Below are 22,949 nucleotides of genomic sequence, written 5' to 3' on the forward strand. Positions count from 1 at the left end.
GGAGTTAACTGCCATAGTATCCTCATTAAAGATTAAACAATGGGAGGTCATTTAGACCTCCTTACTAAGACTATTCTACCATCTAATTGTGAAATCTAAACCATACTCCGCAGGAGGAAAGAACATATTATTTGTCCAACCAAATCCCCCAAAATCATACCCTGTATAGTGGAAGTCATCATTAGTTATGTTTCTACCCCATAAAGCTATATCTCCGGTCATATTATCGCCAAGAGCGAAGTCATTTAGATAAAGTCTTATGTCAATGATGTCATGAGGATCTGTTCTAGTCACAGTTGCAGCATAAGTATCAGGGAAACTTGTATAATCATCGCTATGAAAAGCATCAAGTCTTATCCCTGGTGTACCGCGAGCGCCAGCTCCAAAATTATAATCTATGGTGAACATTGAAGTAAACTCAGCAGTAAAAGGATGTTCATAAATATCTTTAACATCTTTACCTGTGTCATCAAAAGCTTCATTATATTGCGGATCTAAAGTTCCTATTGAAGCTTGAATGTATAAGTTGGGAGTTGCTTGATAATATAATTCAGCCTCTATTCCTGAGATCTCTTGTTCTCCAAAATTTCTTACAATAGATTCTGCTGCATTCGTTGCTAAAAAGATAAATTCTTGTTTATCTTCATGAGTATCTTGAAATACTGCTAGATTAAATGCACCTTTGCCTTCTCCAAAAGTTGTTTTGAGTCCAAACTCTAAAGAAGTTGTAGATTGAGGTTTAAAAGCATTTGTTGCAGCTGTTAAATCACTAGTCTCTCCGTTAAAGGCTCCTGCTTTCCATCCTTCAGATCTCTTAGCATAAACATTTACATTTTCATTAACTGCCTTAGAAACTATGAAATTAACAATAGTATTGCTGAAATCTTCTGTGGCTTCAGTGCCTGCTGGAATTGGATACAAAGGAAGTAAGAAAGATGGGATCGTAGTATTCTGTAAAATACCAAAAGTCCTTTGTCCTGTTTTTTCTTCTTTTGTATACCTTGTTCCTAAGGTATAAGTCCATGAAGGTGCTGATTCTGGAGACCAATCAAATTGTCCATATATAGCATCTGCATCTGTTTCAACTCCATATTGACTATCATACTTTTGACCGCCTGGACCAAAAACCATTAAAAATTCTTGAGGATTGTCTGTATAGCCATCATCTTCAAAATGATAATACCCTGCAACCCAATTGACATTACCCGCTTTATTTGTGCCAGTTAATTGGATTTCTTGTGATGTTGCTTCATAGTCTATAAATCTTTCAGTTCTTGCTATAGAAATAGGAGAACCATCATGATCAAGACTGTCATTAGCCTCAAAAGTTCTTCTAGTAGTAATTGATTTTATATCATAATTACCCATGTCCCAGGTCATGATTAAAGAATGTCCATCGGATTCACCATCATCTCTTGAAGCATTATTATTACTAGCTACAGTTTGTCTTTTTTTACAGCCAGTTACGCAACTGTATTGAGCCATGCCTAAAAAAGATAATCCAAAAGGACCTAAAGCAGCTACTGCTGCTGGACTTGGATCCATTATACCAAAAGGAGTTATGGAAGTTATTTGAGAAAAATTACCAGTTCTGTCTAGATCATTTGCATCATAATAATAATCTAAACTAAAATTATCTTTCTCATAATTCATGGTTATGAAAACTGCCGTATCGTCTTTCATGTTAAACCCATCATTAGATGGAGCCGGGTTAACTTGATCTGCAAATGGACTATTTAGAGGATCAGCTATGTTGTCTATCCAACCATCATAATCTTCTTTTCTAAATCCTAAAGAAAACTTAAGAGGTCCATTAGATTCAGGGCTAAAATTAACCTTTGCAATTCTTTTTCCATTTTCACCAACTGTAAACTTAGCTGAACCGCTTCCATCTCCAGCGGCATCCTTGGTTATAATATTTAGCGCTCCACCAGTCGTATTCTTTCCATATAGTGTGCCTTGGGGCCCTCTTAGAATTTCTATTCTATCTATATCAACCATATCAAAAAGGCTTCCCATCCCTTTTCCTATAAAAGCCCCGTTTAAGTAGACACCCACTGAACTTTCATAAGATATTGCAAGGTTTGCAGTTGCCCCTCCTCTGATTGTAACCTGAGCTCCGGTTACACTATTCGAAGCTGGAGTTATATGAAGGTTTGGAGCAAATTTACCAACATCATTAATGCTAGTCATATTTAAATCATCAAGCATAGATCCTGACAATGCTGTAACAGCAATGGGCGTATCAATAATAGCCTGATCTCTTTTTTGAGCGGTTACTATTATTTCTTCTAAAGTTCCATCTGATTCAGCAGAAAATAAATTCCCACTTATAGATAAGGAAAAAGAAAAAATTAGCGTTAAAAACAAAGTATAAAAAGATTTAGATTCACTCATTAAATTCTCCCCATTTATTTAAAAAATATTTTATTTCAATTTATGAAATCTACTATACACATTTTTGTTAATCATTACAAAACTCTAAGTATCGAAATATATTGAATTTAAAATTATTAAATAAATTCAAGTTCTGCACTTCCTAAATCGCCCAAAGTAAGTCTCATCTTATCACCTGCCTCTACCGGCTCTAAAGGAACTAAAGATCCAGATAAGATTATTTCTCCAGAAAGGAAAGGGATGCCAAGTTCACCTAGCGTATTAGCTAACCATGCTACTGCCTTGTAAGGATTTCCTTGAACTGCGCTTCCTTTTCCGCTACTAATTAGTTTATTATTTTTATACATCTTTAGTTCTAAGTCTGCTAGATTGAGATTTGTTACGTCTATTCTTTCATTTCCAAGAACAAAAACTCCACAAGATGCGTTATCTGCAATCGTATCTTCAATTTTAATGTTCCAATCTTTAATCCTGGAATCAACAATTTCAAAACAAGGAACAATACTCTCAGTTGAATCTTTAACGTCTTGATCTGATATACCTGGACCAGAAAGATCGTTAGATAAAATAAAGGCTATTTCACCTTCAGCCCTTGGTTGAATCAATAGATCTTCAATTTTAATCTTTGCATTATTTGAATATTGCATAGAAGAAGTTAAGAATCCAAAATCAGGTTGGTGAACTCCCAACATTTCCTGCACTACTTTAGAAGTGACTCCTATCTTCTTTCCAACTAATCTATCTCCATCATCCATCCTTCTTTGTAAGAAGTTTCTAGAAATTTTATAAGCATCCGTTATTGAAATATCTTGATAGGTATTAGTAAGAGGTTCTAAACAATATTGATCTTTTAAGGCATCATATAGTTTTAACGCTATTTCTTTATATTCTTGATCTATCACTTAAACGTTAATTTTTAATTTTGATAAGATACTGACTCATGCCAATCATATCATTTGGCTGTTCATTAAAATCTATAAACCTTGAACAACTGTTCATCATTAATTCAATGTTTTTTAACATCTTATCTTTATCTCCTTGCGCATCATAGAAAATCATAGGATCAAACATAGCGTCTGAGTCAGCATATCCTTCTTCTACTATAGCTTGATAGTCAGGAGCCTCTCTAGTCAAAGGTCTAACAATTACATTCTGGATATACCTGCAAGTTGATTGAGTATCAATTGCGACCTGTGTATGTAATTCTTGCCAGTTATAAAGCCATTCTGTGTAGTCCATATTGAATGGTTTTTGAAGAAATGCTATTTGATCGAACCCTGGAGTCCTGACTGTAGGTGAAGTTGCTATGGTTTTATTTGGGAGAGGTTCTGATTCGGTGACTAAATAACCATGAAAAGATTTAGTGTGAGATTTGAGCTCAGACTCAATATGCTTTATTGCAGAAATGGAATGCACCCATACTGCAAGCATTGCATCTGCAACAGGTGATGAAGGTAAGAGCTTTGCAGCTTCTGGTCCCGCTCTGCTGAGACTTTCTTTTGACACAAACTCATCAACTACATTAACTTGTATACTTTTAGTATACTTAGTAATTTTAGAAGGTAGATCATTTACAAGAGAATCTTTAAATGATTCTTTATCTAAATTATCTTCTTTGATTAATAAAAATATTACTTTTTCCATATACATTACTCCCTAGTTACTCATATAATTTTTTTTATGCCTCATTAATTTATTGAAGATTAAGGATGCTGACTGCTTACTGAGATAGTTTCTCCAGTCATATAACTTGAATAATCACTTGCTAAGAAAATAATTACATTTGCTATCTCCCATGGTTCTGCGGCCCTTCCAAACACTTCTTGGGAAGATAATTCATCTAATAAATCTTGGCTATTTGTTTTTGAAAGATGCTCGTGGATAGCTATACTGGGGGATACTGCATTTATTCTTACTCCAAACTCTGCCGCTTCAATTGCAGAAGACCTAGTGAAAGCCATAATTCCAGCTTTAGCTGCAGAATAATGAGATTGGTTTGCTTGTGCCCTCCATCCAAGAACGGAAGCATTATTGATAATCACTCCATTTTTATTCTTTTCCATATGATTTAATACTGCTCTAGAAACCTTAAAAGTTCCAGTTAAGGACACGTTTAATACTTTTTCCCATTGGGTATCTGTCATTTCTCTAACTGAAGAAAAACCTCCTAGGCCAGCATTATTAATCAAGATATCTATTGGACCTAGGATCTTATGCGCTTCTGATATTAGATTATCTGCCTGAAGAGAATTTGTTACGTCACACACAAAAGTGCGAGGAGTATAACCTGTGTCTTTATTTAATTTTATAGCTGATTCATTTAATCTTTTTTCATGAATATCACTGATAAGAACATTTCCCCCTTCTTCAATGCATCTCTTAGCCGTTGCAAAGCCAATACCTGTACCAGCAGCTGCAGTTACAACTATATTTTTACCTTTTAAAAGGTCATGGGATTCGGGATAAGGAGGTGGTTTAGATAAATCTGTCATGATGAACTGTTTCCCCTTGGTTCTTTTGGCATTCCTAATGCACGTTCGCTTATAATATTTCTTTGTATTTGATTAGTTCCAGCATAAATAGTATCAGCCCTCGTAAAAAGAAATAATTTCTGTAGTTCTGATAAATTGTAGTTACCTTCTTCTCCTATTTCAGATTCCATTCCCAAAACGTCCATTGCTAATTTTCCTAAATTCCTATGCCAAGTTGCCCAATATAATTTAGATAGCATGGCTTCTCTGGATAGAATTCCATCTTCATTATTGCTTAACATTCTCAATGCATTATATCTCATGATTTTTAAACCTATCCAAGCTTCGGAAATCTGATTACGTATCAATGGATCGTTAGATTTTCCATTTTCTTTAGCTATTGCTAAAACAGTTTCAAACTCTTGTTCAAATGCCATTTGTTGTCCCAATGTAGATGCTCCTCTCTCAAAACCTAAAGTTCCCATAGCAACTTGCCAGCCCTTACCAACTTCTCCAATTAAATCATTTGCATTGGCTTCGGCATCATCGAAAAAGACTTCATTAAACTCAGACTCGCCGGTCATTTGCTTTATTGGTCTTACAGTTATTCCTTTTTGATCCATTGGCGCAAGAATATAAGACAAGCCATCTCTACCTTTTGATTTTGGTGTAGTTCTGCATAAAATGAATATCCAATCTGATTCCTGAGCTAGAGAAGTCCAAATCTTTTGACCATTAATTTTCCATTTACCATTAATCAACTCTGCTTTAGTTTGAACGGCAGAAAGATCGGATCCTGCTGAAGGTTCAGAATAGCCTTGACACCAATATTCCTGTCCTAAACGTATCTTAGGTAAAAACCTTTCCTTTTGATCTTTAGTCCCAAAGCTCAAAATTGTAGGGCCCGCTAAGGTTTCGCCGATGTGCCCAACCCGCCCTGGGCCTCCGGCGCGAGTATATTCTTCATAAAAAATTACTTGCTCATTGATGCTAGCTTCTCGACCTCCATATTCTTTTGGCCAACTAATACAAGTCCATCCATTAGCGCCCATATGCTGCTCCCATTTTACTCTTTCAGAAAATAATCCAGTTTGATCTCCGGAACCACCCCTACCCATGACTGAACTGAATTTTCCAGATAAATTTTCTTTAAGCCAGGTGGAAATTTCCTTTCTAAATTCTTCCTCTTGAGGAGTAAATTCTATCTTCACACTAAATACCTAGAAGGTTAGAAATTTTATTTTTATGGAAAGAAGGATCTCCAAAATAAATTTCGGATGACTTAGCTCTTTTAAAAAAAAGATGAGTATCATACTCCCAAGTAAAACCAACACCACCATGGAGTTGTATGGCATCAGCGGCACACTTAAAAAACGCTTCAGAGCAATAAGACTTTGATATAGATACAGATTCTTCAAATTCCCTTGTATCAGATTCAGCTATACATGAGGCATAATATATAGCGGACCTTGCGGATTCTACTAAAACCATCATATCTGCTAAGCGATGCTTGATAGATTGAAAACTACCTACTTTTCTTCCAAATTGCTCTCTTTCTAAAACATATTCGCATGTCATATCTAAGGTTCTCTGAGCCCCTCCTACTTGTTCTGCTGAGCTACCTAAAGCTCCGAAGGATCTAACTTTATCTAGAATTTCCCAACCCTTCTCTTCTTCTCCAATAACAGATTCCTCAGAAACCTCAACTTCGTCTAAGATAATTGAAGATTGGGGTCTTGTTTGATCCATAGTGGTTAATTTAGATATGTCTAAATTTTTTGTATTTGAATCTATTAAGAAAAGAGTTATTCCTCTAGGTCCCAAAGAACCCTTAACCCTAGATGCTACTATTAGTTTATTAGCTGCATGACCATAGGGAACATATTTCTTTGTTCCTGTTATAAAATATTTATTATCTCTTTTTATATATGAAGAACTAATTCCTTCAGGCGACCAATCTCCACCTGGCTCAAGACAAGCTAGAGTTAATAACAAGTTTCCTTTTGCTACTTCAGGTAAATAATGAGCTTTTTGTTCTAAATTTCCAGCATTCATTAAACAAGTTACCCCTAAACAGATGGTTGAATGAAAAGGACTACATAATAAGAAATATCCCATTTCCTCTAGTAAAGCGCTTAAGTCAACCCAAGACAATCCTATCCCTTCATATTCCTCAGGAATTAATAAAGCTAACCAACCCATATCTTGTGAAATTTTTTTCCAAACTTCTTGATCATAAACAAGGGAAGAGTTCATTGCCTCACGAATTTTAAGTGAATTAGAATGCTCTGTTAAGAAAGATTTTGCACTTTCTTTCAATAATTCTTGCTCTTCTGTGAATGCAAATTCCATTAGATCCTTCTAACAGTTTTCTAAAATAGTAACATTCGCTTGACCACCCCCTTCACACATTGTCTGAAGGCCATAACTTATATCTTCTCTCTTCATTTGATGAATTAAGGTGGTCATTAATCTACTTCCTGTAGCACCTAACGGGTGACCCAAAGCAATTGCCCCACCGCACACATTAACTTTATCTAAAGAATAACCTAGTTCTTTATGCCAAGCTAAAACGACTGAAGCAAAAGCTTCATTTATCTCTACTATACCAATTTCATCTAAAGATATTCCTGATTTATCTATAGCATATCTAGTGGCTGAAATAGGAGCTGTCAGCATCCATACTGGGTCATCAGCTCTTACGCTCATATGATTAACTTTAACTAAAGGTTCCAAGTTATATTCTTTAAGAGCTTTCTTAGAAACGACAAGCATGGCGGCTGAAGCATCTGATATTTGGCTTGAAGTTGCAGCGGTAATTAATCCTCCTTCCTCTAAAGGTTCTAATCCAGCCATTCTTTCTAATGAGGTATCGCTCCTTGGAGTTTCATCATGCTCAAAATCATCAATAGATACAATTTCATCTTGAAATTTTCCATTTTTAATAGCATAAAGAGCTTTTCTATGACTTTCCAAAGCAAATTCTTCCATATCAACCCTGCTTATATTCCACTTTTCTGCAATCATTTGTGCAGATTTAAACTGAGATAAGGTTCCAGAGCCATATCTTTTTTTCCACCCTAATGATCCTGTAAAAGGATCATCAAAACCATATTCACGTCCTGCTAACATGGCAGATGAAATAGGAATCTGACTCATATTTTGGACTCCACCTGCCACTACAACATCACTGGTACCGCTCATAATAGCTTGAGCTGCAAAATGCAAAGCTTGTTGGGATGATCCACACTGTCTATCAATTGTTGTGCCAGGGACTTCTTCGGACAACCCTGCCGCCAACCAAGCAGTTCTCGCTATGTCCCCTGCTTGAGATCCAATAGTATCGACACAACCAAAAATAACATCTTCAACTATGGAAGAGTCAATAGATGCTCTTTCTATAAGGGCCTTTAGTGAATGGGCTCCGAGATCTGCAGAATGTATATTAGAAAGACTCCCATTTCTTCTACCTACGGGAGTCCTAACCGCTTCTACTATAAATGCTTCAGACATAATGCAACTTTATATGAAAGTTTGCCCAAGACCTAACTCTGATCTAGTATTTAATATTTCTTCTTCTAACCTATTTTGATGCCAAGAATGATTTCCCCACATGATATCCAACACCCAAATTCTTTTCATATATATCTGAAGGTCTGATTCCCATGTATAACCTAATGCACCGTGAGCTTGAATAGAATTTTTTGCTGCAAGTCTTGCAGTCCTAGAAGCAGATAATTTAGCATGAGATACATCTCTGTATCTTCCAGGTAGATTATGAGCCAAGGAATAAGCTGCCCTATAAACTACTGGTTTTGCAAACTCTATTTGTACTTGCACATCTGCAAGAAGGTGCTTTATAGCCTGGAAAGATCCTATGGGTTTTCCAAATTGTTCTCGCGTCTTTACATAGTCAACAGCCATGTCGATAACTTTTCTAGCTAAACCTAATTGTTGCGCCGCAATTGACAAAGCTCCAATATTGGAAATCTTTAACCATATATCTGCACTTTCAGACCTATGGACTAGTCTTTGCGAGTCCTTAGGTGCCCAGTCTAAAGAATATAATCTCAAAGAAGGATCCAAACTTTCCCTTTTTGTTAATTTAACTTCTTCTTGATGTAAGAAATGTAAACCATCTCCACTTTGGAGAAAAAAAATATCTGCTAGATGAGCACTTGGAAGGAATTTATTTAGTTCATATCCTGTTAGAGCAATTAAATCTCCATTGGCTAATTTTGCTTTCCAATTTTCTTTATAATTATTCGGGAGCTCCTTAAGTAATGAAGCTGTAATCCATCCAACATCAACAAGGGGTTCAGGAAGAGCAGCATATCCAGCCTCTTCAGCTATCAATACAAAATCTACATCATTAAGGCCTAACCCGCCTTCTTCCTCTTCAATTAACATTCCAATTACGCCCAGATCCTTTAAAATCTTCCAACGATTGTCATCAAAACCTTTTGTATCTTTCCAGAGAGCTCTAATTGAATTGGAAGATGCCATATCTTTAAAGAAACTCTTAACTGTGTCTCTAAAAGCAACCTGTTGATCAGTAAATCTGAAATCCATTATTTTGGAAGCCCTAATATTCTTTCAGCTATAATATTTCTCTGTATCTCATTGGTCCCAGCATAAATTGGTCCAGCTAATGAAAATAAAAACCCTTTTATCCATTCAACAGCATCATTGGCTTCTTTATCCGCTATCCCTAAAGCTGCTTCTGCTCCTAATAAAGATGAAGCTAAATCATACATTTCACAATCCAATTCTGACCAAAATATTTTATTAGTGCTTGATTCTGCTCCTATCACTCCTCCATTCATAAGTTTGGAAGCAGCCCAATAGGTATTTAAAGAATAAGCTTCTGCATCTAATACACAATCTACAACTCTTCCTCTAACTCCAGATGAAGCTTCTTTCTTGTTTTTTAAATAAAGACCAACTAGAGCACTAGCCGTAGCCTTAAATCGTGCAGGACTTCTCAACATTAATCCTCTTTCAAAACCTGCAGTAGCCATAGTTATTTCCCATCCTTGACCTTCTTCACCTAAAAGATTAGAAGTTGAAATTTCTGCATTATCAAAGAAAATCTCTGCAAAGCCTGGTTCTCCATCTAATTGTGAAATAGGTTTGACTGTTACTCCTGGAGTATTCAATGGAAATAAAATAAAACTCAAACCATGATGTCTGTGTGAACCTTTTTCAGATCTGAAGAGTCCGAATGCCCAATCAGCATAAACAGCTCTTGAAGACCAAGTCTTTTGTCCATTTAAAATAAACTTATCCCCTACTCTGTCTGCTTTACAAACTAATGAAGCCAAATCACTTCCAGAATTTGGTTCAGACCAAGCCTGAGCCCAGATTTCATTACCATTTATCATTTCAGGCAAGAAACGATCCTGCTGTTTGCTGGTACCATAATCAATCAATGTAGGCCCTAATAAAAAAATTCCATTTTGATTAACTCTGCCAGGCGCGCCAGATGAGTAATACTCTTCTTCAAAAATTAGCCATTCAATTAAATCTGCACCTCGACCCCCAAATTTTTCTGGCCAAGTAACTGCCGTCCATTTTCCTTGAGATAATTTTCTTTCCCAATCTCTATGTATTTCAAAGCCTTCTGGAGTATCGAAAGAGAGTAATTTATTCTCTGGTTTATTTTTTTTAAACCAAGCTCTTGCTTCTTTTCGAAAATCTTGATGTTTTTTACTAAACTTTAAATCCATTTATAAATTTAATCTTTAAAATCTGCTTCTCTTTTTTCTACGAAAGCTTTTCTAGCTTCTGTTGAGTCATCAGATTCATAAAGCTTTAGTGTAAACCCTTGTTCATATAAATAACTTTTATCCACATCATGAGACTCAATGCCATTTAGGGATTCCTTAGCTAAACGAATAGCTAATGGGCTCTTTTCGGCTATCTTATTTGCCAAGCTCATAGCACTTGATAATAAATTGTCTTTTGAAACTACTTTTTCTAATGCCCCTAATCTATAGGCTTCCAAGGCATCAATTGGTTCTGCTGTAAACATCATTCTTCTGACATGTTGTAAAGGAAACATTCTAGCTAGATGAGAAGCTGCTCCTAATGCGCCTCTATCAACTTCAGGAAGACCAAAATATGCATCATCTGAAGCAATAATAATATCGCTTGCACCCACCAACCCAACTCCACCTCCTAAGCAGAATCCATGGACAGCTGAAATTACAGGAACATTACAAGCTCTGACTGCCTTGAAACTTTCATAGCACCCTCTATTCACTTCAACAATTTTATTTGAATCCTCTGCAAGTTCTTTTATATCAACTCCCGCACAAAATCCTTTTCCATTAGATCTTATTATGACAACTCTAACCTCATCATTACTAGAGAGATTGTTTATTTCCTTCGATAAATCTATCCAACCTTGGCCATTAAAAGCATTTACTGGTGGATAATCTAAACATAATTCTGCTATGCCATTATCTAAATTCGTTTTATATGTCATGTTTTTTAAATATCTTTCGCTTCTCTTATTATAGACTTCATTAACTCATCACAACTAAGTAATTCATTAATTTCACTTGCAATTGTTCCACTTGGCATAGCCCCTTTCTCTGGCAAACCATTTACCATTGCTTGTTGAATTATAACAGCAGAATTAACTGCCATTAATGTTTGAGCTGGTTTAAGAGGATCTGATTTGAAAAGAGCAAATCCTACTTTTAATAAATCCATATAAGAAGCATTTGTCATCTTTTTATATTTAAATCCATTTTTTAATGCAAACATTAATAGCCCGATTGAGCTGCTCTCATTTACTTTCATGATCAACTTATTATTTATCAATCTATGAGGTAGGCCATCAAATTTCTTAGTTACAACAATATCAGAAGATTTGGCTTCTAAATATCTTTCTAAGGTCTTTCTAGGCACTGGGCTATCACTTGTCATCATAAATCTTGTACCCATAGCTATGCCTACTGCTCCAAAAGATATAGCTCTTCGAAGTCCAAGCCCATCCTTAAATCCACCTGCTGCTACCACTGGAATATTAACTTCTTCAATGACTTGGGGTAATAACTCATTAGTTGGAACTTTTCCTGTATGACCTCCTCCTTCTGCTCCTTGAACAACCAATATATCTGCTCCTAAGGACTCTGCTTTAAGTGCATGATCCAAAGCGCCAACAGTCGGTACACATAAAATTCCAGCCTCTTTAAGCTTTTCAATTAATTTTTTGTCTGGTGATCTGCCATAACTAACAGCTTTGAGATTTTTTTTTATGGCTAAATCTACAATCTGATCAGCATCCTTTTGAAAGAAATGAAAATTCAGACCAAAGGATTTATCTGACCTATTTTGTATGTTCTCTATTGCGGACTCTACTTCATTAATATCCATCACAGCACCAGCTAAAAAAGCAAAAGCGCCAGCTTCTATACTAGCTATAACTAGATCTGGGGTAGCCACCCATCCCATAGCTGTTTGGATTATTGGATATTTACAATTTAATGAATCACAAAGATTAGTTCTCAAAAAATCCATAATTATTTGGAATTACTTAGTTAGTTTTTTTCCTTTTTCTTGCTGTTTAGTCTTTTTAGCTAACTTTTTTGCATCAAAACCAGCTAAATATTCTCCTGAAACTAAATCATTATGTGTATGCGCAAAGTGATGATAACCAAATGTTGCATCCATTCCTGATCTATGACCTTGTAAATCTTCTATCTGATTTATAGATTGTTTAGTTAAAGTAACAGCTAAAGAAGGAATTTTTGCTAAACGAGAAGCTACTTCATATGTCTCTTTTTCTAAATCTTTAAGTGGCACGACTTTATTTAACATACCCATCTGATAAGCCCTTTCTGCAGTCATACGCTCTCCTAAAAAAAGAAATTCCTTAGCAATTCTAGGATTTAACTCAAAGGGATGACCAAAATACTCTATTCCAGGTAAGCCCATCTTCAAAGTTGGATCAGAATAAAAAGAATCGTCCGAAGCTATAATTAGATCACAAACCCAAGCCAAAGCTAGACCAGCGGCAATACATGCACCATTCACCATAGCTATCGTTGGTTTAGGGATTTCTCTCCATCTTCTACACATACCCAAATAAATTTCTTGTTCTCTGGCGTAATAAAATTCTCCTCCTTCTTTTTTAGTATGGTCATACCACATAGACTTAATATCATAAGACTTATCTAAATCTCTATCTGGAGTGCCAATGTCATGACCAGCACAAAAATGCTTACCAGAACCTCTTAAAATAATGACCTTGACCTTATCGTCATTCATAGATTTTCTAAATGCATCGTCAATTTGGTAAGTCATATCTCCATTCTGCGCATTGCTATATTCAGGTCTATTCAAAGTTATTTCTGCTATTTGTCCTTTTCGCTTATATAGAACTAAATTTTTTTTCTTTTTTGCCATTATTATTCCTATTTATCTGATCTATCTGGAAGAGCTTGTTCTCTTAAATTATGAGGATCCAAGAAATCCCTAATTATTGACAACTGCTCATTTGAAGGTGTGGGAGTTACTACGTATTTATCATGAAGTAATTCAAACCCAGTATTGTCAATCACTTCTTGTATTTCCACTCCGGGGTGTAAAGACTTTACTTGTATCTGATTATTCGGACCTTTGAAATCCATCACTGATAAATTAGAAATTATGAGACCTAAATTAATAAATTCAGATTTCATACCTTTTAGTTTTTTTGAAGGGTTATAACCTACTCCTGAGACCATATCTACTTCATTGCCAACAAAACATCTATTATTATGATTAGGAAAGAACATGCTATTTGTATGATTTATGGTATTTCCTGGGAAACCTCTTGCTCCCAAAAGTTGAGCTTTAGGGGATAAATGATTATCTCCAATAAAACTAATATTTGTTTGTCCATATTTATCCATTTGTACTGGCCCTGTCATAGCATGTCTATGTCCAATACCTATATTCAAGAAAACTCTTGAATAATTCATATAACCTTCTATTTTTGGCTGGTAATTGTCCCTAGGACCTACTGGAACAGGTTCAGAAACTAAATAAGCTTCCCCATCAGTCATCATCAATTCTGGACTATGTGTCATCTTTGCTAAACTTGCTGCCAATCTAGGAATTAAGCCTATACCTGTAGCAAGAACTTCTCCTCCATCTCTCCATGCTTCAGAAGCAGCACAAATACAAAGTTCAGATAAAGTATAAGAAGGTTTCTCCATAATTTAAAAGACTGGGACCTCTAGAGAGGTAATATGATCTTTTCCTCCTACTGCTTTTAAGTAAGATTCATGATCTAAGCTAATATAATTTTCAAAATAAGCTTCCCATTCAATTTGGTCAGTGGCTTTAGAATAATTACTTAAATGTTCTTTATCAAATCCATAATTTGGTGTCGCAGCTGTAGGATGAGCTCCGTAAGGAGATTCAATAACTCCAGTAACTAAACTTCTTTCAAACCAATTAAACATAGACTTATTTTTATCTATTTCATCAGTTTTAATAATTCTCTCTGTTGAAATAAAAGTCTTTGAAGAGGCTCTAACGAATTTGTCATCTATAAATAGATCTGGCCCATAAATGAAAGTATTACCTAAATCATCTGATTCATGCACATGAATTAATGCTACATCTAATTCAATAGCTGGCATGGCTACCAAAGTTTCATTATCTTTATAAGGAGAAGAAATAGTTTTGATTTCAGGATTTAAACTAAGAATATCGCTACCTAAACCTACTCTTGTAGTAAAGAATGGGAGCCTCATACCTGCTGCTATCAAACCAAATTGTAATAAACCTTCATCCAGTTCCATTACTTCTATGGAGCCTTCTTGTCTAGCTTTCCTAAAATGAGATTCTAGAGGAGTAGTTTCCATTGAGACAAATCCAAAAATCAACTTCTTAACCTTCTTAGCCGAACAAAGCATTCCAACATCTGGTCCGCCATAAGAAACTATGGTTAAATCTTCAACATCACTTTTTAGTAATTCTCTTACTAAGCTCATTGGCTTCCTTCTAGAACCCCAACCACCAATACCTATTGTCATCCCGCTTCTTATATGGGATATGATATCCTTTGAACCAATTATTTTAGTCATAGAACTTATGGATTATATTCATGACCCCATAAGTCTGGGGCATGACTAATAGTTGGTGTAAACTCATCCCAATCTACCTGCCATCCATCAAAGCCATACTCAATGGCAAACCCGCCTGGGGTTACCATATAAAAGGAAACCATCTTGTCATTTGAATGTCTTCCCAATGAAGATTGTAAGTGTACACCGGCTCTTTTAGCCCTATCCAGTGCATAACCTACATCGTCTAAAGTTTTTACTTCTAACATAAGATGAATCAATCCGGTTGGATCTGGAGCTTGAAATAAACCAACACTATGATGTCTAGGATTATCACAGTGCAAGAAATGCAACGAAGCCTCCATAGCTTGATCACCCTCACCCATAGTAAATGTCATAAAGTCTGTTTCAGCAAAACCTAAAACATTTGTGTAAAAGTTAAAGTTTTCTTTAAGATTTAATGTAGGTAAGACCACATGACCCAAACCCATCTCTCCTGTTACAAAGCCTGTAACTCCAACTGGAGATATAAATTTCTGATAATCTAATGTTCTACCATAAAAAAGATCAATTTGAGTTCCTATGGGATCATGAAAATGTATCATCTCTTTGACATCTTTAAAAATACAACCTTCTTTATCGGCTTCAGAAAATTGAATTTTTAATTTTTTAAGTTCTTTTTTTGCTTCATGAAATTGAGATTTATTTCTTAATTCAAAGCCTACATATTTTAATTTCTCTTCTTTTCCTTTATGGATAGCTATCCTAAACGAACGATCATCTAATTTAAACTTTAGAAAATCATTTGATGAATCAGCTGGCATTAATCCCAAAACATCCGAAGAAAAACTATTCCAAGAATCAAATTCTTTTGTTTCAATACCGACATAAGCTAAACTTTTTACTTTCATATCCTATATTTCCTTTTGTTCTTAGAATCCATGATATCTCAAAAAAGGTTCTCTAAGATAAATACTACTCACCATTGATTTGCTTTTCTAGAATCAAGCATAGCTATTAACCTTATCAGCTACAATAATATGATTTTCATCATTCATTTCAGTAAATCGAAAATCACTTTCTAAAGGGTCTTTAAAAACTTTATTTGTGTCTTCATATCTTCCTTGAGATATAGTGTCCATCCAAACTATCATATCAGGACCAAATATTTTTCTTGTTTGATCTGTTGGACATACGAAATCACATACCACATGCCTGCCATGAGTTTGCTCAAAATCCGCGAAAGTTTTCATTCTTAGGCTTTGTCTTTCTCTTCCTTCGTCAGAAAAATCCCAATCTCCTGCCATTTCTCTCACTTTATCAGCATTGTACCAAGCAGAACTTATAAGTGGTTGAAGCCTCTCAGCGAGATAAGTTTTACCACTTCCTGGAAGGCCCATAACTAATATTTTCATAAGTTTTTCTATTTATTTTTTGTCTTTATATACGAAAAAAACTTTTTCGTATATCTTAATTTATGCCTAACAAGAATTAAAGTTCTACTGGAATGATTACTTATTTCAAAAGTTATAATCTGTCCTTAATATATCTATTGATGTAAATTGCATAATCTTCCTTGATTTCTTTATTGCTGATACCATAATCCTCTGAAACATATTTATGTTTACCATGCTTATCTTTAGTATTTTCTTCTCGCCATAATTTCATGGCCTTACTAGCTTTATGACTAAAAGGCTTGCCAATGAAATCATAGATTTTATTTATCTCTTCCATAGGGTTTGAAACTAAATCTTCGTAATTTAGATTTAAGAACTGATCTGGAAAGGCTCGAGAAATATCCATACAATGATTCAACGCTCTAGAAAGTTTTTTTTCCCAATGCTGCCCTAATCTCTTGGATTGAAATTCATCTGACAAAGGTTCTGCTAAAGTTGCAACCATTGAACAATAAGAAGGAATGGTCTGTAATGGATTTCTGTGTGTTTGAATAAAAAGAGCTCCAGGAAATACTTTCATTATGTTCTCTACATATGCTGTATGGTGAGGAGTTTTTAAAACCCAAGATTTATTAGATCTAAGATCATTTTGCCACTGTAGGTATTTTAACATCTTTTTTAGGTACTCATAAGAATGTGTATGGTCTTGGGATTCAACCCATTTTGAGTATGTAGGCACGTTCATAAAAGACTCAGGTACAGTGCTGAAAAATCCATGCTCTAATAATAATATCTCTTCATCAGGTGCCATAGCATCCATAGGATGGATTTTCATTAAATCAGGGGAAGCTTTGATCATAATTTCTACCTCTTGTTTAGCCATAGATATTCTTTCTTGAGGATTCCCCTTCTTCTCATTCTTTAATCTGGATGGATAACGACCTTCCCACCAAATCATTGCAGTATGATCAGGGTCGCTGGACAATAATCTATGAACTAAAGTGCTTCCAGTCCTTGGAAGGCCTACGATTACAATAGGAGGTTTAATTATTTCTTTAGTTATTGAGTTATTCTTGAAATCTTCTTCTAAAAGTAATCTATTTACTAAGATTCCTGTTATTCTTGAAATTTGAGAAGCGTGGCCAACATCGTTTAAGTTGGCCTCTTCATTAAGACTCCAACAGAGCTGTTCTAGCCCTTCTAGATGAATCGTGTCACCAAAATTACTTAATCCTACTAATGAACTAGCTTGATCAAGAAGAGAATTATGACTTAGACTGAGCTTAGGCAATCTACAAGTCCTTTAAATTAATCAACTGAGTTTCAGGTACCGGAAAAGAACTAGAATTTACCCACCTAAGAAGCATAGTACCTGATGAATGATGAGCTGTGTCGACCCAATTATTAGATCCTACATCTTTCCTTGAAATTAAGATTAGTAACGATCCATCCGGTTCCAATTTAGCATTAGCATTATTAAGACAAATATCAAAATAACGATAGTCTAGGGACTCCATCCAGAAATTGTTTAATTGAAAATTCCAATAATCGCAAATAGGTATTTTTGTTTTAACTAGTAATCCTTGATCATCCTTTAACTCCCAATAACCATGCAAATAATAAATATTAGGATCGCCACCGGCTTTCTGAAACATAGATTGATCTATTGAAGAAAATTTATTGGGATTTTCTTCAAAAATATTTGTCCAAGTCTTAAAAGTTGTTGCGGTTCCTTTAATAAAGTTTACTGTTTTTTTTAGACCTTGATTAAGATTTTCTTTACTTAGAGCTGGAGGTTTTTTATTCGTATTTATGCATTCAATGTTAATTGAGGCTGGAACTTCTTTTGTCTTATCTAAAAAGGATTGCCTAACAATTAGTAGATTTGAGTCTGGTTCCATTGGAAGCCAATTTTTTTGTTCTGAGTCTTGTTTTAAGATAATCTCAAAATTTCCATCTTTATCAAAATCTATTTTTTCTGAATCTAACTCGCCAGTTGTAGCCATAGTGCCATCTTCAGCATAACGATTTGCCTTGGTACCAAAGCTTAAATAATGAACTGATCCTTTATTTCCCCAAACTCTATATCTTAATAAACCATCAATACTTGCATTCTGGTATAAATTATCTGGATTATCTGCACCTATTTTTGCCGTTTCATGAGAAAGACTATAAAACTCTGGGAAATATGGATCACTTTTTTCTAAAGCCATATCTAAAGCAAGTCTTAAAAGTCTGGTTAAATATCTATAACCCTCTACCTTATCTAGTATAGGTTTATCAAGTTCTTGTTCAGAAACAATTGATCCAGCCGCTTTAAGTTCATCACAAAAATCTTCCCATACTTTTCCATTCAGCACTTCATCTTGAAGTCTTTTGCCTGTTTCTTTCATAATTTTTTTATGTCTGACCTGATATGAAGAGCTATATCTCCAGTGTGATCAATATAAATCTGTCTTAATTTCAGAAACCAACCTTTGTCAAAAAGAAACTTATCTTCATATCTTCCTCCAACGACTATTTCTATCCTAGAATTAAGAGACTGATAGACAGTAAAATAACTATGAACATTCGCTGAAGTCATGTCAGCATTGAAAGAATATCGTATATTAGTATTTAAATGTTTCGTTTTAGGAGAACATTTTAAACGCCTATAATTTACTTCTTGGTCCTTATCATTATAAAAGATGATGGCAGATTTATATGCATTCAATACTCCAGATGTGCCTTCTAAAAACTGTCCAGGAGATTTAATGGACCCTTTATCAAAAATATTAGCTGCAGACTCAAGATCTCCAGAATCTAAAGAAGAAGTGTACTTAAACATAATCGACTCTATCTCTAATCTTGCTTCTATTGCCTGCATAAATATTTAAAATATTAATTTATTTACTTTAAAAAGAATAACTATGAATGAGATATAAAGCTACTAGATATTTTCCTAAAAATATTTTAAACAAAAGATTCGCTGATTATGTCAAATGAAAAACAATAGGCGTAATAATTTTTTGCACCTAACAAAGTTAAATTTTTAACTTATAATAGTATTAAAATAAGCTTCAATTTCATCTTGAATAAAAAAAATAATACTAACGAAGACATAAACTCAGAAAAGAGCTTTGGTATTTTATTTGCTGTTATTTCATTCTTAACAGCTGCCTTCTTTGTTTATAAAGGAAATGCTTTCTATATTTGGTTTCTCTTAATAGCTCTTATGCTCTTACTTTTAGCATTTATCCTTCCTAATACTCTCAAAAAGCCTAATCTAATTTGGAATAAATTTGGCGTTCTATTAGGATCAATTGTCTCACCAATGGTTATGTTATTTATATTTATTTTAACTATTATTCCTACCGGGGTAATAAGAAGAATTTTAGGAAAAGACTCCTTAAAAAAAGAAATGGAATTAGATAAGAAATCCTACTGGGTAGAGAGAAAAGAGCCTATATCTAATATGAAGAAACAATTTTAATAATCTATGAATTTTATAAAAGAATTATGGGAATTCTTATCCGTTAGAAGAAAATTCTGGTTGCTGCCTATTATTTTTACTTTAGGTATTCTAGGTGGTCTAGTTGTCCTATCTCAGGGATCAGCTTTAGCTCCATTTATTTATACAATATTTTAAGTCATGATTCCAATACTAGGAATATCAGGACTTTATCATGATAGCGCAGCTGCTTTATTAATAGATGGCGAAATAATTGCTGCGGCTCAAGAAGAGAGGTTTACAAGGAAGAAACATGATGCTTCTTATCCTTATAATGCTATAAATTACGTTCTGAAAGAAGGTAATGTATCTCTTGAAGATGTTCAAAAGATAGCTTTTTATGAAAAACCTTTTTTAAAATTTGAACGTCTTTTAGAGACATACGTAACAAATTCACCAAAAGGATTTAACTCCTTTAGAATTGCTATGCCTTTATGGCTTCGTGAGAAACTCTTTTTAAAAGATCTCTTATTAAAAAAGTTAAGGAAATTAGACCGAAATCTTGATGAAAATAAATTACTCTTTGGGGAACATCATCTTAGTCATGCGGCTAGTGCTTTTTACCCTTCTACTTTTGATGAAGCTGTAATCTTAACTATGGATGGAGTTGGTGAATGGACGACATCATCCATAGCAATAGGGAAAGGAAAAGATATTTCAATAAAAAAAGAAATTCACTTTCCTCACTCCTTAGGGCTTCTCTACTCTGCTTTTACTTACTATCTTGGATTTAGGGTAAATAGTGGTGAATATAAAGTAATGGGATTAGCTCCATATGGAAAACCAAAATATAAAGATATTATTTTAGAAAAATTAATAGATCTAAAAGAAGACGGATCATTTAGATTAGAGCAATCTTATTTTAACTACGCAACTGGTTTAACCATGACCAATAAGAAATTTTCTTCTCTATTTAACCAACCAGTTAGAACAGCTGATAAAGAAGAATTGACTCAGTTCCATATGGACATAGCGGCATCTATACAAGTTGTTACAGAGGAAATAGTATTAAGGATTACAAGAGCTCTGGCCACAGAATACAAAATCCCAAACCTTTGTTTAGCTGGTGGAGTAGCCTTGAATTGCGTAGCTAACGGAAGGATATTAAAAGAGAGCGGTTTTAATAAAATTTGGATACAGCCTGCTGCTGGGGATGCTGGAGGAGCTTTAGGGGCAGCACTTTCAGCATGGCATCAAGAATTGGATATGAAAAGGATTGTAGAAAAAAAAGATAAAATGAAAGGAGCTTACTTAGGTCCTAAATTTAATGAAAATTCAATACAAAAATCATTACTAAGTTGTGGAGCTGTCTTTAAGAAGATGTCTGAAAACGATATGCTATCTTTTGCAGCCAATGAATTGTCGAAAGAGAAATGTTTAGGCTGGTTTCAAGGCAGAATGGAGTTTGGGCCTAGAGCCTTAGGCGGAAGATCTATATTAGGTGATCCCCGTTCTCCAACAATGCAAAAAATTCTAAACTTAAAAGTTAAATACAGGGAAAGTTTTCGTCCATTTGCACCTTCTATCTTATCCGAAGATCTTAATGAATGGTTTAAGCTTAAAGTAGAAAGTCCTTATATGCTTTTAGTTGATGAAATCAAAAAAGAAAAACAAGTGAAAATGACATCAGAAGAAGAAAGTTTATTTGGTATAGAAAGGTTAAACATAAAGCGTTCAGAGATACCTGCTGTAACTCATATTGACTACTCAGCAAGAATACAAACTGTGCATTCTGAAACAAACCCAAGATATCATGCTTTATTAACCAAATTTAAAGAAATAACAAACTGTCCTGTGCTCGTAAATACTTCCTTCAATGTCAGAGGCGAACCCATTGTGTGTTCTCCAGAAGATGCTTTCAAATGTTTTATGGGAACTGAGTTAGATATATTGATAATAGAAAACTTCATACTAAGAAAAGAAGAACAAGATATCTCTTTATCTTCAAATTACAAAGGAAAATATGAACTTGATTAAGTTGGTTTTAATTAATTTTTCTGTTCTTTTAGCCTTAATTATAATTTTATTTATTCCTGCAGAAATTTACTACTCCATTAAAGATTCCAAGCTTAACTCTTCAGAAAATAAAATGAACTACTGGCTATCAGTTTTTCCTAATACGAAAGATAATTCTATTTATGATTTAGCGCCAGGCGAATACAGGCATATTGGTCCGTTCAACGAATTCGATTATACGTTTAGTATAAATAAATATGGTTACAAAGAGCCAAATTTTAATCCTAAGAAATCAGTAGATATAGTTATATATGGAGATAGTTTTTCTTTTGGTCATGGTGTAAGGAGCGAAGAAAGTTATAGCGCTTTAATCAGTAAAAGGTTCCCTAATTTAAATATAGCAAATCTATCTTATAACGGCGGATTTACATCTCCTCACTACCTTCTTCACTTCCTAAATAACCCTAATCTAAAACCTCAATATATTTTTGTAGGGACTTTTTTAGGAAATGATTGCCAATCTGACATGACCCTAACTAAAGTCATTTCTTCAGAAAAAGGTGGCTATCCTAATTTATTAATAGAAGACGGTTATCTAGTTGGCGACCAAAGAAATTTTTCACCAAACTTAATAATTCTAAAATTTCTTAATGATAATTCAGCTTTCCTAAAAAGAATAATTCAGAATATATATGCATCTAATCTTGGAGGTTACATATTTAATCTAGAAGCAAGGCCCAATAAGAAAAATAGTCAATTATTTAATTCTGGTGGAGACATCAAATCATGCGATAAGAATTTAAAATATATAAAAAACATTGAACAACAATGCATGGCTAGAAATCCATCATGTAAGCTAGTTAATCTTCTAATTCCTGAAAGAACTAATCTTCATTCTGGTCAAAAATTAATGGATAATGTAATTAATAACTGCAATAAAAATTATCTAGAATGCGTTGATCTAGGGAATGCATTTCAAAAAAATAAAATGGAAACCTATTTTAAAGTAGATGGGCATTGGAATAGTAATGGTCATCAGATTGTGTCTGAAATAGTTTCCAAAAAATACATAAAGAATTGATGGCGGAGAGAGAGGGATTCGAACCCTCGAAGGATTTAACTCCTTACTCCCTTAGCAGGGTACAAGAGCATCTAAAAAACCCTTGTATTA

The 22,949-nt window shown here is 34.4% G+C and carries 23 protein-coding genes; 4 read left to right on the top strand and 19 right to left on the bottom strand.

Features of this window, described 5'->3' with window-relative positions:
* Positions 1–75: 75 nt before the first annotated feature.
* The 19 genes from P8J93_07415 to P8J93_07505 form a co-directional block, all read right to left on the bottom strand.
* Positions 76–2,397, bottom strand: a complete 2,322-nt coding sequence (locus P8J93_07415) for a TonB-dependent receptor (protein ID MDG2061626.1) — start codon at positions 2,395–2,397, stop codon at positions 76–78.
* Between the two features lie 116 nt (positions 2,398–2,513).
* Positions 2,514–3,299, bottom strand: a complete 786-nt coding sequence (locus tag P8J93_07420) for a fumarylacetoacetate hydrolase family protein (GenBank protein ID MDG2061627.1) — start codon at positions 3,297–3,299, stop codon at positions 2,514–2,516.
* A gap of 7 nt (positions 3,300–3,306) precedes the next feature.
* Positions 3,307–4,041: a hypothetical protein gene (locus P8J93_07425; protein ID MDG2061628.1), complete on the bottom strand. Its 735-nt coding sequence runs from the start codon at positions 4,039–4,041 to the stop codon at positions 3,307–3,309.
* A gap of 59 nt (positions 4,042–4,100) precedes the next feature.
* The gene (locus P8J93_07430; protein ID MDG2061629.1) at positions 4,101–4,889 is read right to left on the bottom strand and encodes an SDR family oxidoreductase; all 789 of its coding nucleotides are present in this window, start codon (positions 4,887–4,889) and stop codon (positions 4,101–4,103) included.
* A complete protein-coding gene (locus P8J93_07435) occupies positions 4,886–6,079 on the bottom strand; it encodes an acyl-CoA dehydrogenase family protein (protein MDG2061630.1) in 1,194 nt (397 codons plus the stop codon). The genes P8J93_07430 and P8J93_07435 overlap by 4 nt, the downstream gene beginning before the upstream one ends.
* A 1-nt stretch (position 6,080) precedes the next feature.
* A complete protein-coding gene (locus P8J93_07440; GenBank protein ID MDG2061631.1) occupies positions 6,081–7,220 on the bottom strand; it encodes an acyl-CoA/acyl-ACP dehydrogenase in 1,140 nt (379 codons plus the stop codon).
* 9 nt (positions 7,221–7,229) lie between these two features.
* Complete coding sequence (locus P8J93_07445) at positions 7,230–8,381, bottom strand: acetyl-CoA C-acetyltransferase (protein MDG2061632.1); 1,152 nt, start codon at positions 8,379–8,381, stop codon at positions 7,230–7,232.
* A gap of 9 nt (positions 8,382–8,390) precedes the next feature.
* On the bottom strand, positions 8,391–9,440 hold the full coding sequence (locus P8J93_07450) for an acyl-CoA/acyl-ACP dehydrogenase (protein ID MDG2061633.1): 1,050 nt from the start codon (positions 9,438–9,440) through the stop codon (positions 8,391–8,393).
* Positions 9,440–10,597, bottom strand: a complete 1,158-nt coding sequence (locus tag P8J93_07455) for an acyl-CoA dehydrogenase family protein (GenBank protein MDG2061634.1) — start codon at positions 10,595–10,597, stop codon at positions 9,440–9,442. Before P8J93_07455 ends, P8J93_07450 begins: the two co-directional genes overlap by 1 nt.
* Before the next feature lie 8 nt (positions 10,598–10,605).
* On the bottom strand, positions 10,606–11,358 hold the full coding sequence (locus P8J93_07460) for an enoyl-CoA hydratase family protein (protein ID MDG2061635.1): 753 nt from the start codon (positions 11,356–11,358) through the stop codon (positions 10,606–10,608).
* A gap of 5 nt (positions 11,359–11,363) precedes the next feature.
* The gene (locus tag P8J93_07465; GenBank protein ID MDG2061636.1) at positions 11,364–12,398 is read right to left on the bottom strand and encodes a nitronate monooxygenase; all 1,035 of its coding nucleotides are present in this window, start codon (positions 12,396–12,398) and stop codon (positions 11,364–11,366) included.
* 12 nt (positions 12,399–12,410) lie between these two features.
* Positions 12,411–13,286 carry an enoyl-CoA hydratase gene (locus P8J93_07470; protein MDG2061637.1) on the bottom strand — a complete coding sequence of 292 codons (876 nt, stop codon included), beginning with the start codon at positions 13,284–13,286 and terminating at the stop codon, positions 12,411–12,413.
* 8 nt (positions 13,287–13,294) lie between these two features.
* Positions 13,295–14,080 (bottom strand): ketoacid CoA transferase, encoded by a 786-nt coding sequence (locus P8J93_07475; GenBank protein MDG2061638.1) that lies wholly within the window; start codon positions 14,078–14,080, stop codon positions 13,295–13,297.
* Between the two features lie 3 nt (positions 14,081–14,083).
* Positions 14,084–14,956, bottom strand: coding sequence for a CoA-transferase (locus tag P8J93_07480; protein MDG2061639.1), 873 nt, complete (start codon positions 14,954–14,956; stop codon positions 14,084–14,086).
* Between the two features lie 5 nt (positions 14,957–14,961).
* Positions 14,962–15,846, bottom strand: a complete 885-nt coding sequence (locus P8J93_07485; GenBank protein MDG2061640.1) for a VOC family protein — start codon at positions 15,844–15,846, stop codon at positions 14,962–14,964.
* Positions 15,847–15,939: 93 nt separating this feature from the next.
* The gene (locus tag P8J93_07490; protein MDG2061641.1) at positions 15,940–16,350 is read right to left on the bottom strand and encodes an adenylyl-sulfate kinase; all 411 of its coding nucleotides are present in this window, start codon (positions 16,348–16,350) and stop codon (positions 15,940–15,942) included.
* Between the two features lie 112 nt (positions 16,351–16,462).
* Positions 16,463–17,623, bottom strand: coding sequence for a sulfotransferase (locus tag P8J93_07495; GenBank protein ID MDG2061642.1), 1,161 nt, complete (start codon positions 17,621–17,623; stop codon positions 16,463–16,465).
* A gap of 1 nt (position 17,624) precedes the next feature.
* Complete coding sequence (locus P8J93_07500; GenBank protein MDG2061643.1) at positions 17,625–18,725, bottom strand: DUF1214 domain-containing protein; 1,101 nt, start codon at positions 18,723–18,725, stop codon at positions 17,625–17,627.
* Positions 18,722–19,198, bottom strand: a complete 477-nt coding sequence (locus P8J93_07505) for a nuclear transport factor 2 family protein (GenBank protein ID MDG2061644.1) — start codon at positions 19,196–19,198, stop codon at positions 18,722–18,724. The genes P8J93_07500 and P8J93_07505 overlap by 4 nt, the downstream gene beginning before the upstream one ends.
* A 204-nt stretch (positions 19,199–19,402) precedes the next feature.
* Between P8J93_07505 and P8J93_07510 the strand changes: the two genes are divergently transcribed.
* From P8J93_07510 to P8J93_07525, 4 genes are all read left to right on the top strand, one after another.
* Positions 19,403–19,804, top strand: a complete 402-nt coding sequence (locus tag P8J93_07510) for an SxtJ family membrane protein (protein MDG2061645.1) — start codon at positions 19,403–19,405, stop codon at positions 19,802–19,804.
* Between the two features lie 6 nt (positions 19,805–19,810).
* The gene (locus P8J93_07515; GenBank protein MDG2061646.1) at positions 19,811–19,960 is read left to right on the top strand and encodes a DUF5989 family protein; all 150 of its coding nucleotides are present in this window, start codon (positions 19,811–19,813) and stop codon (positions 19,958–19,960) included.
* Positions 19,961–19,966: 6 nt separating this feature from the next.
* A complete protein-coding gene (locus tag P8J93_07520; GenBank protein ID MDG2061647.1) occupies positions 19,967–21,799 on the top strand; it encodes a carbamoyltransferase in 1,833 nt (610 codons plus the stop codon).
* 112 nt (positions 21,800–21,911) lie between these two features.
* The gene (locus P8J93_07525; GenBank protein ID MDG2061648.1) at positions 21,912–22,859 is read left to right on the top strand and encodes an SGNH/GDSL hydrolase family protein; all 948 of its coding nucleotides are present in this window, start codon (positions 21,912–21,914) and stop codon (positions 22,857–22,859) included.
* Positions 22,860–22,949 lie beyond the last annotated feature (90 nt).

It is taken from the genome of SAR86 cluster bacterium (assembly GCA_029268615.1).
GTDB lineage: Bacteria > Pseudomonadota > Gammaproteobacteria > Magnimaribacterales > Magnimaribacteraceae > JAQWNM01.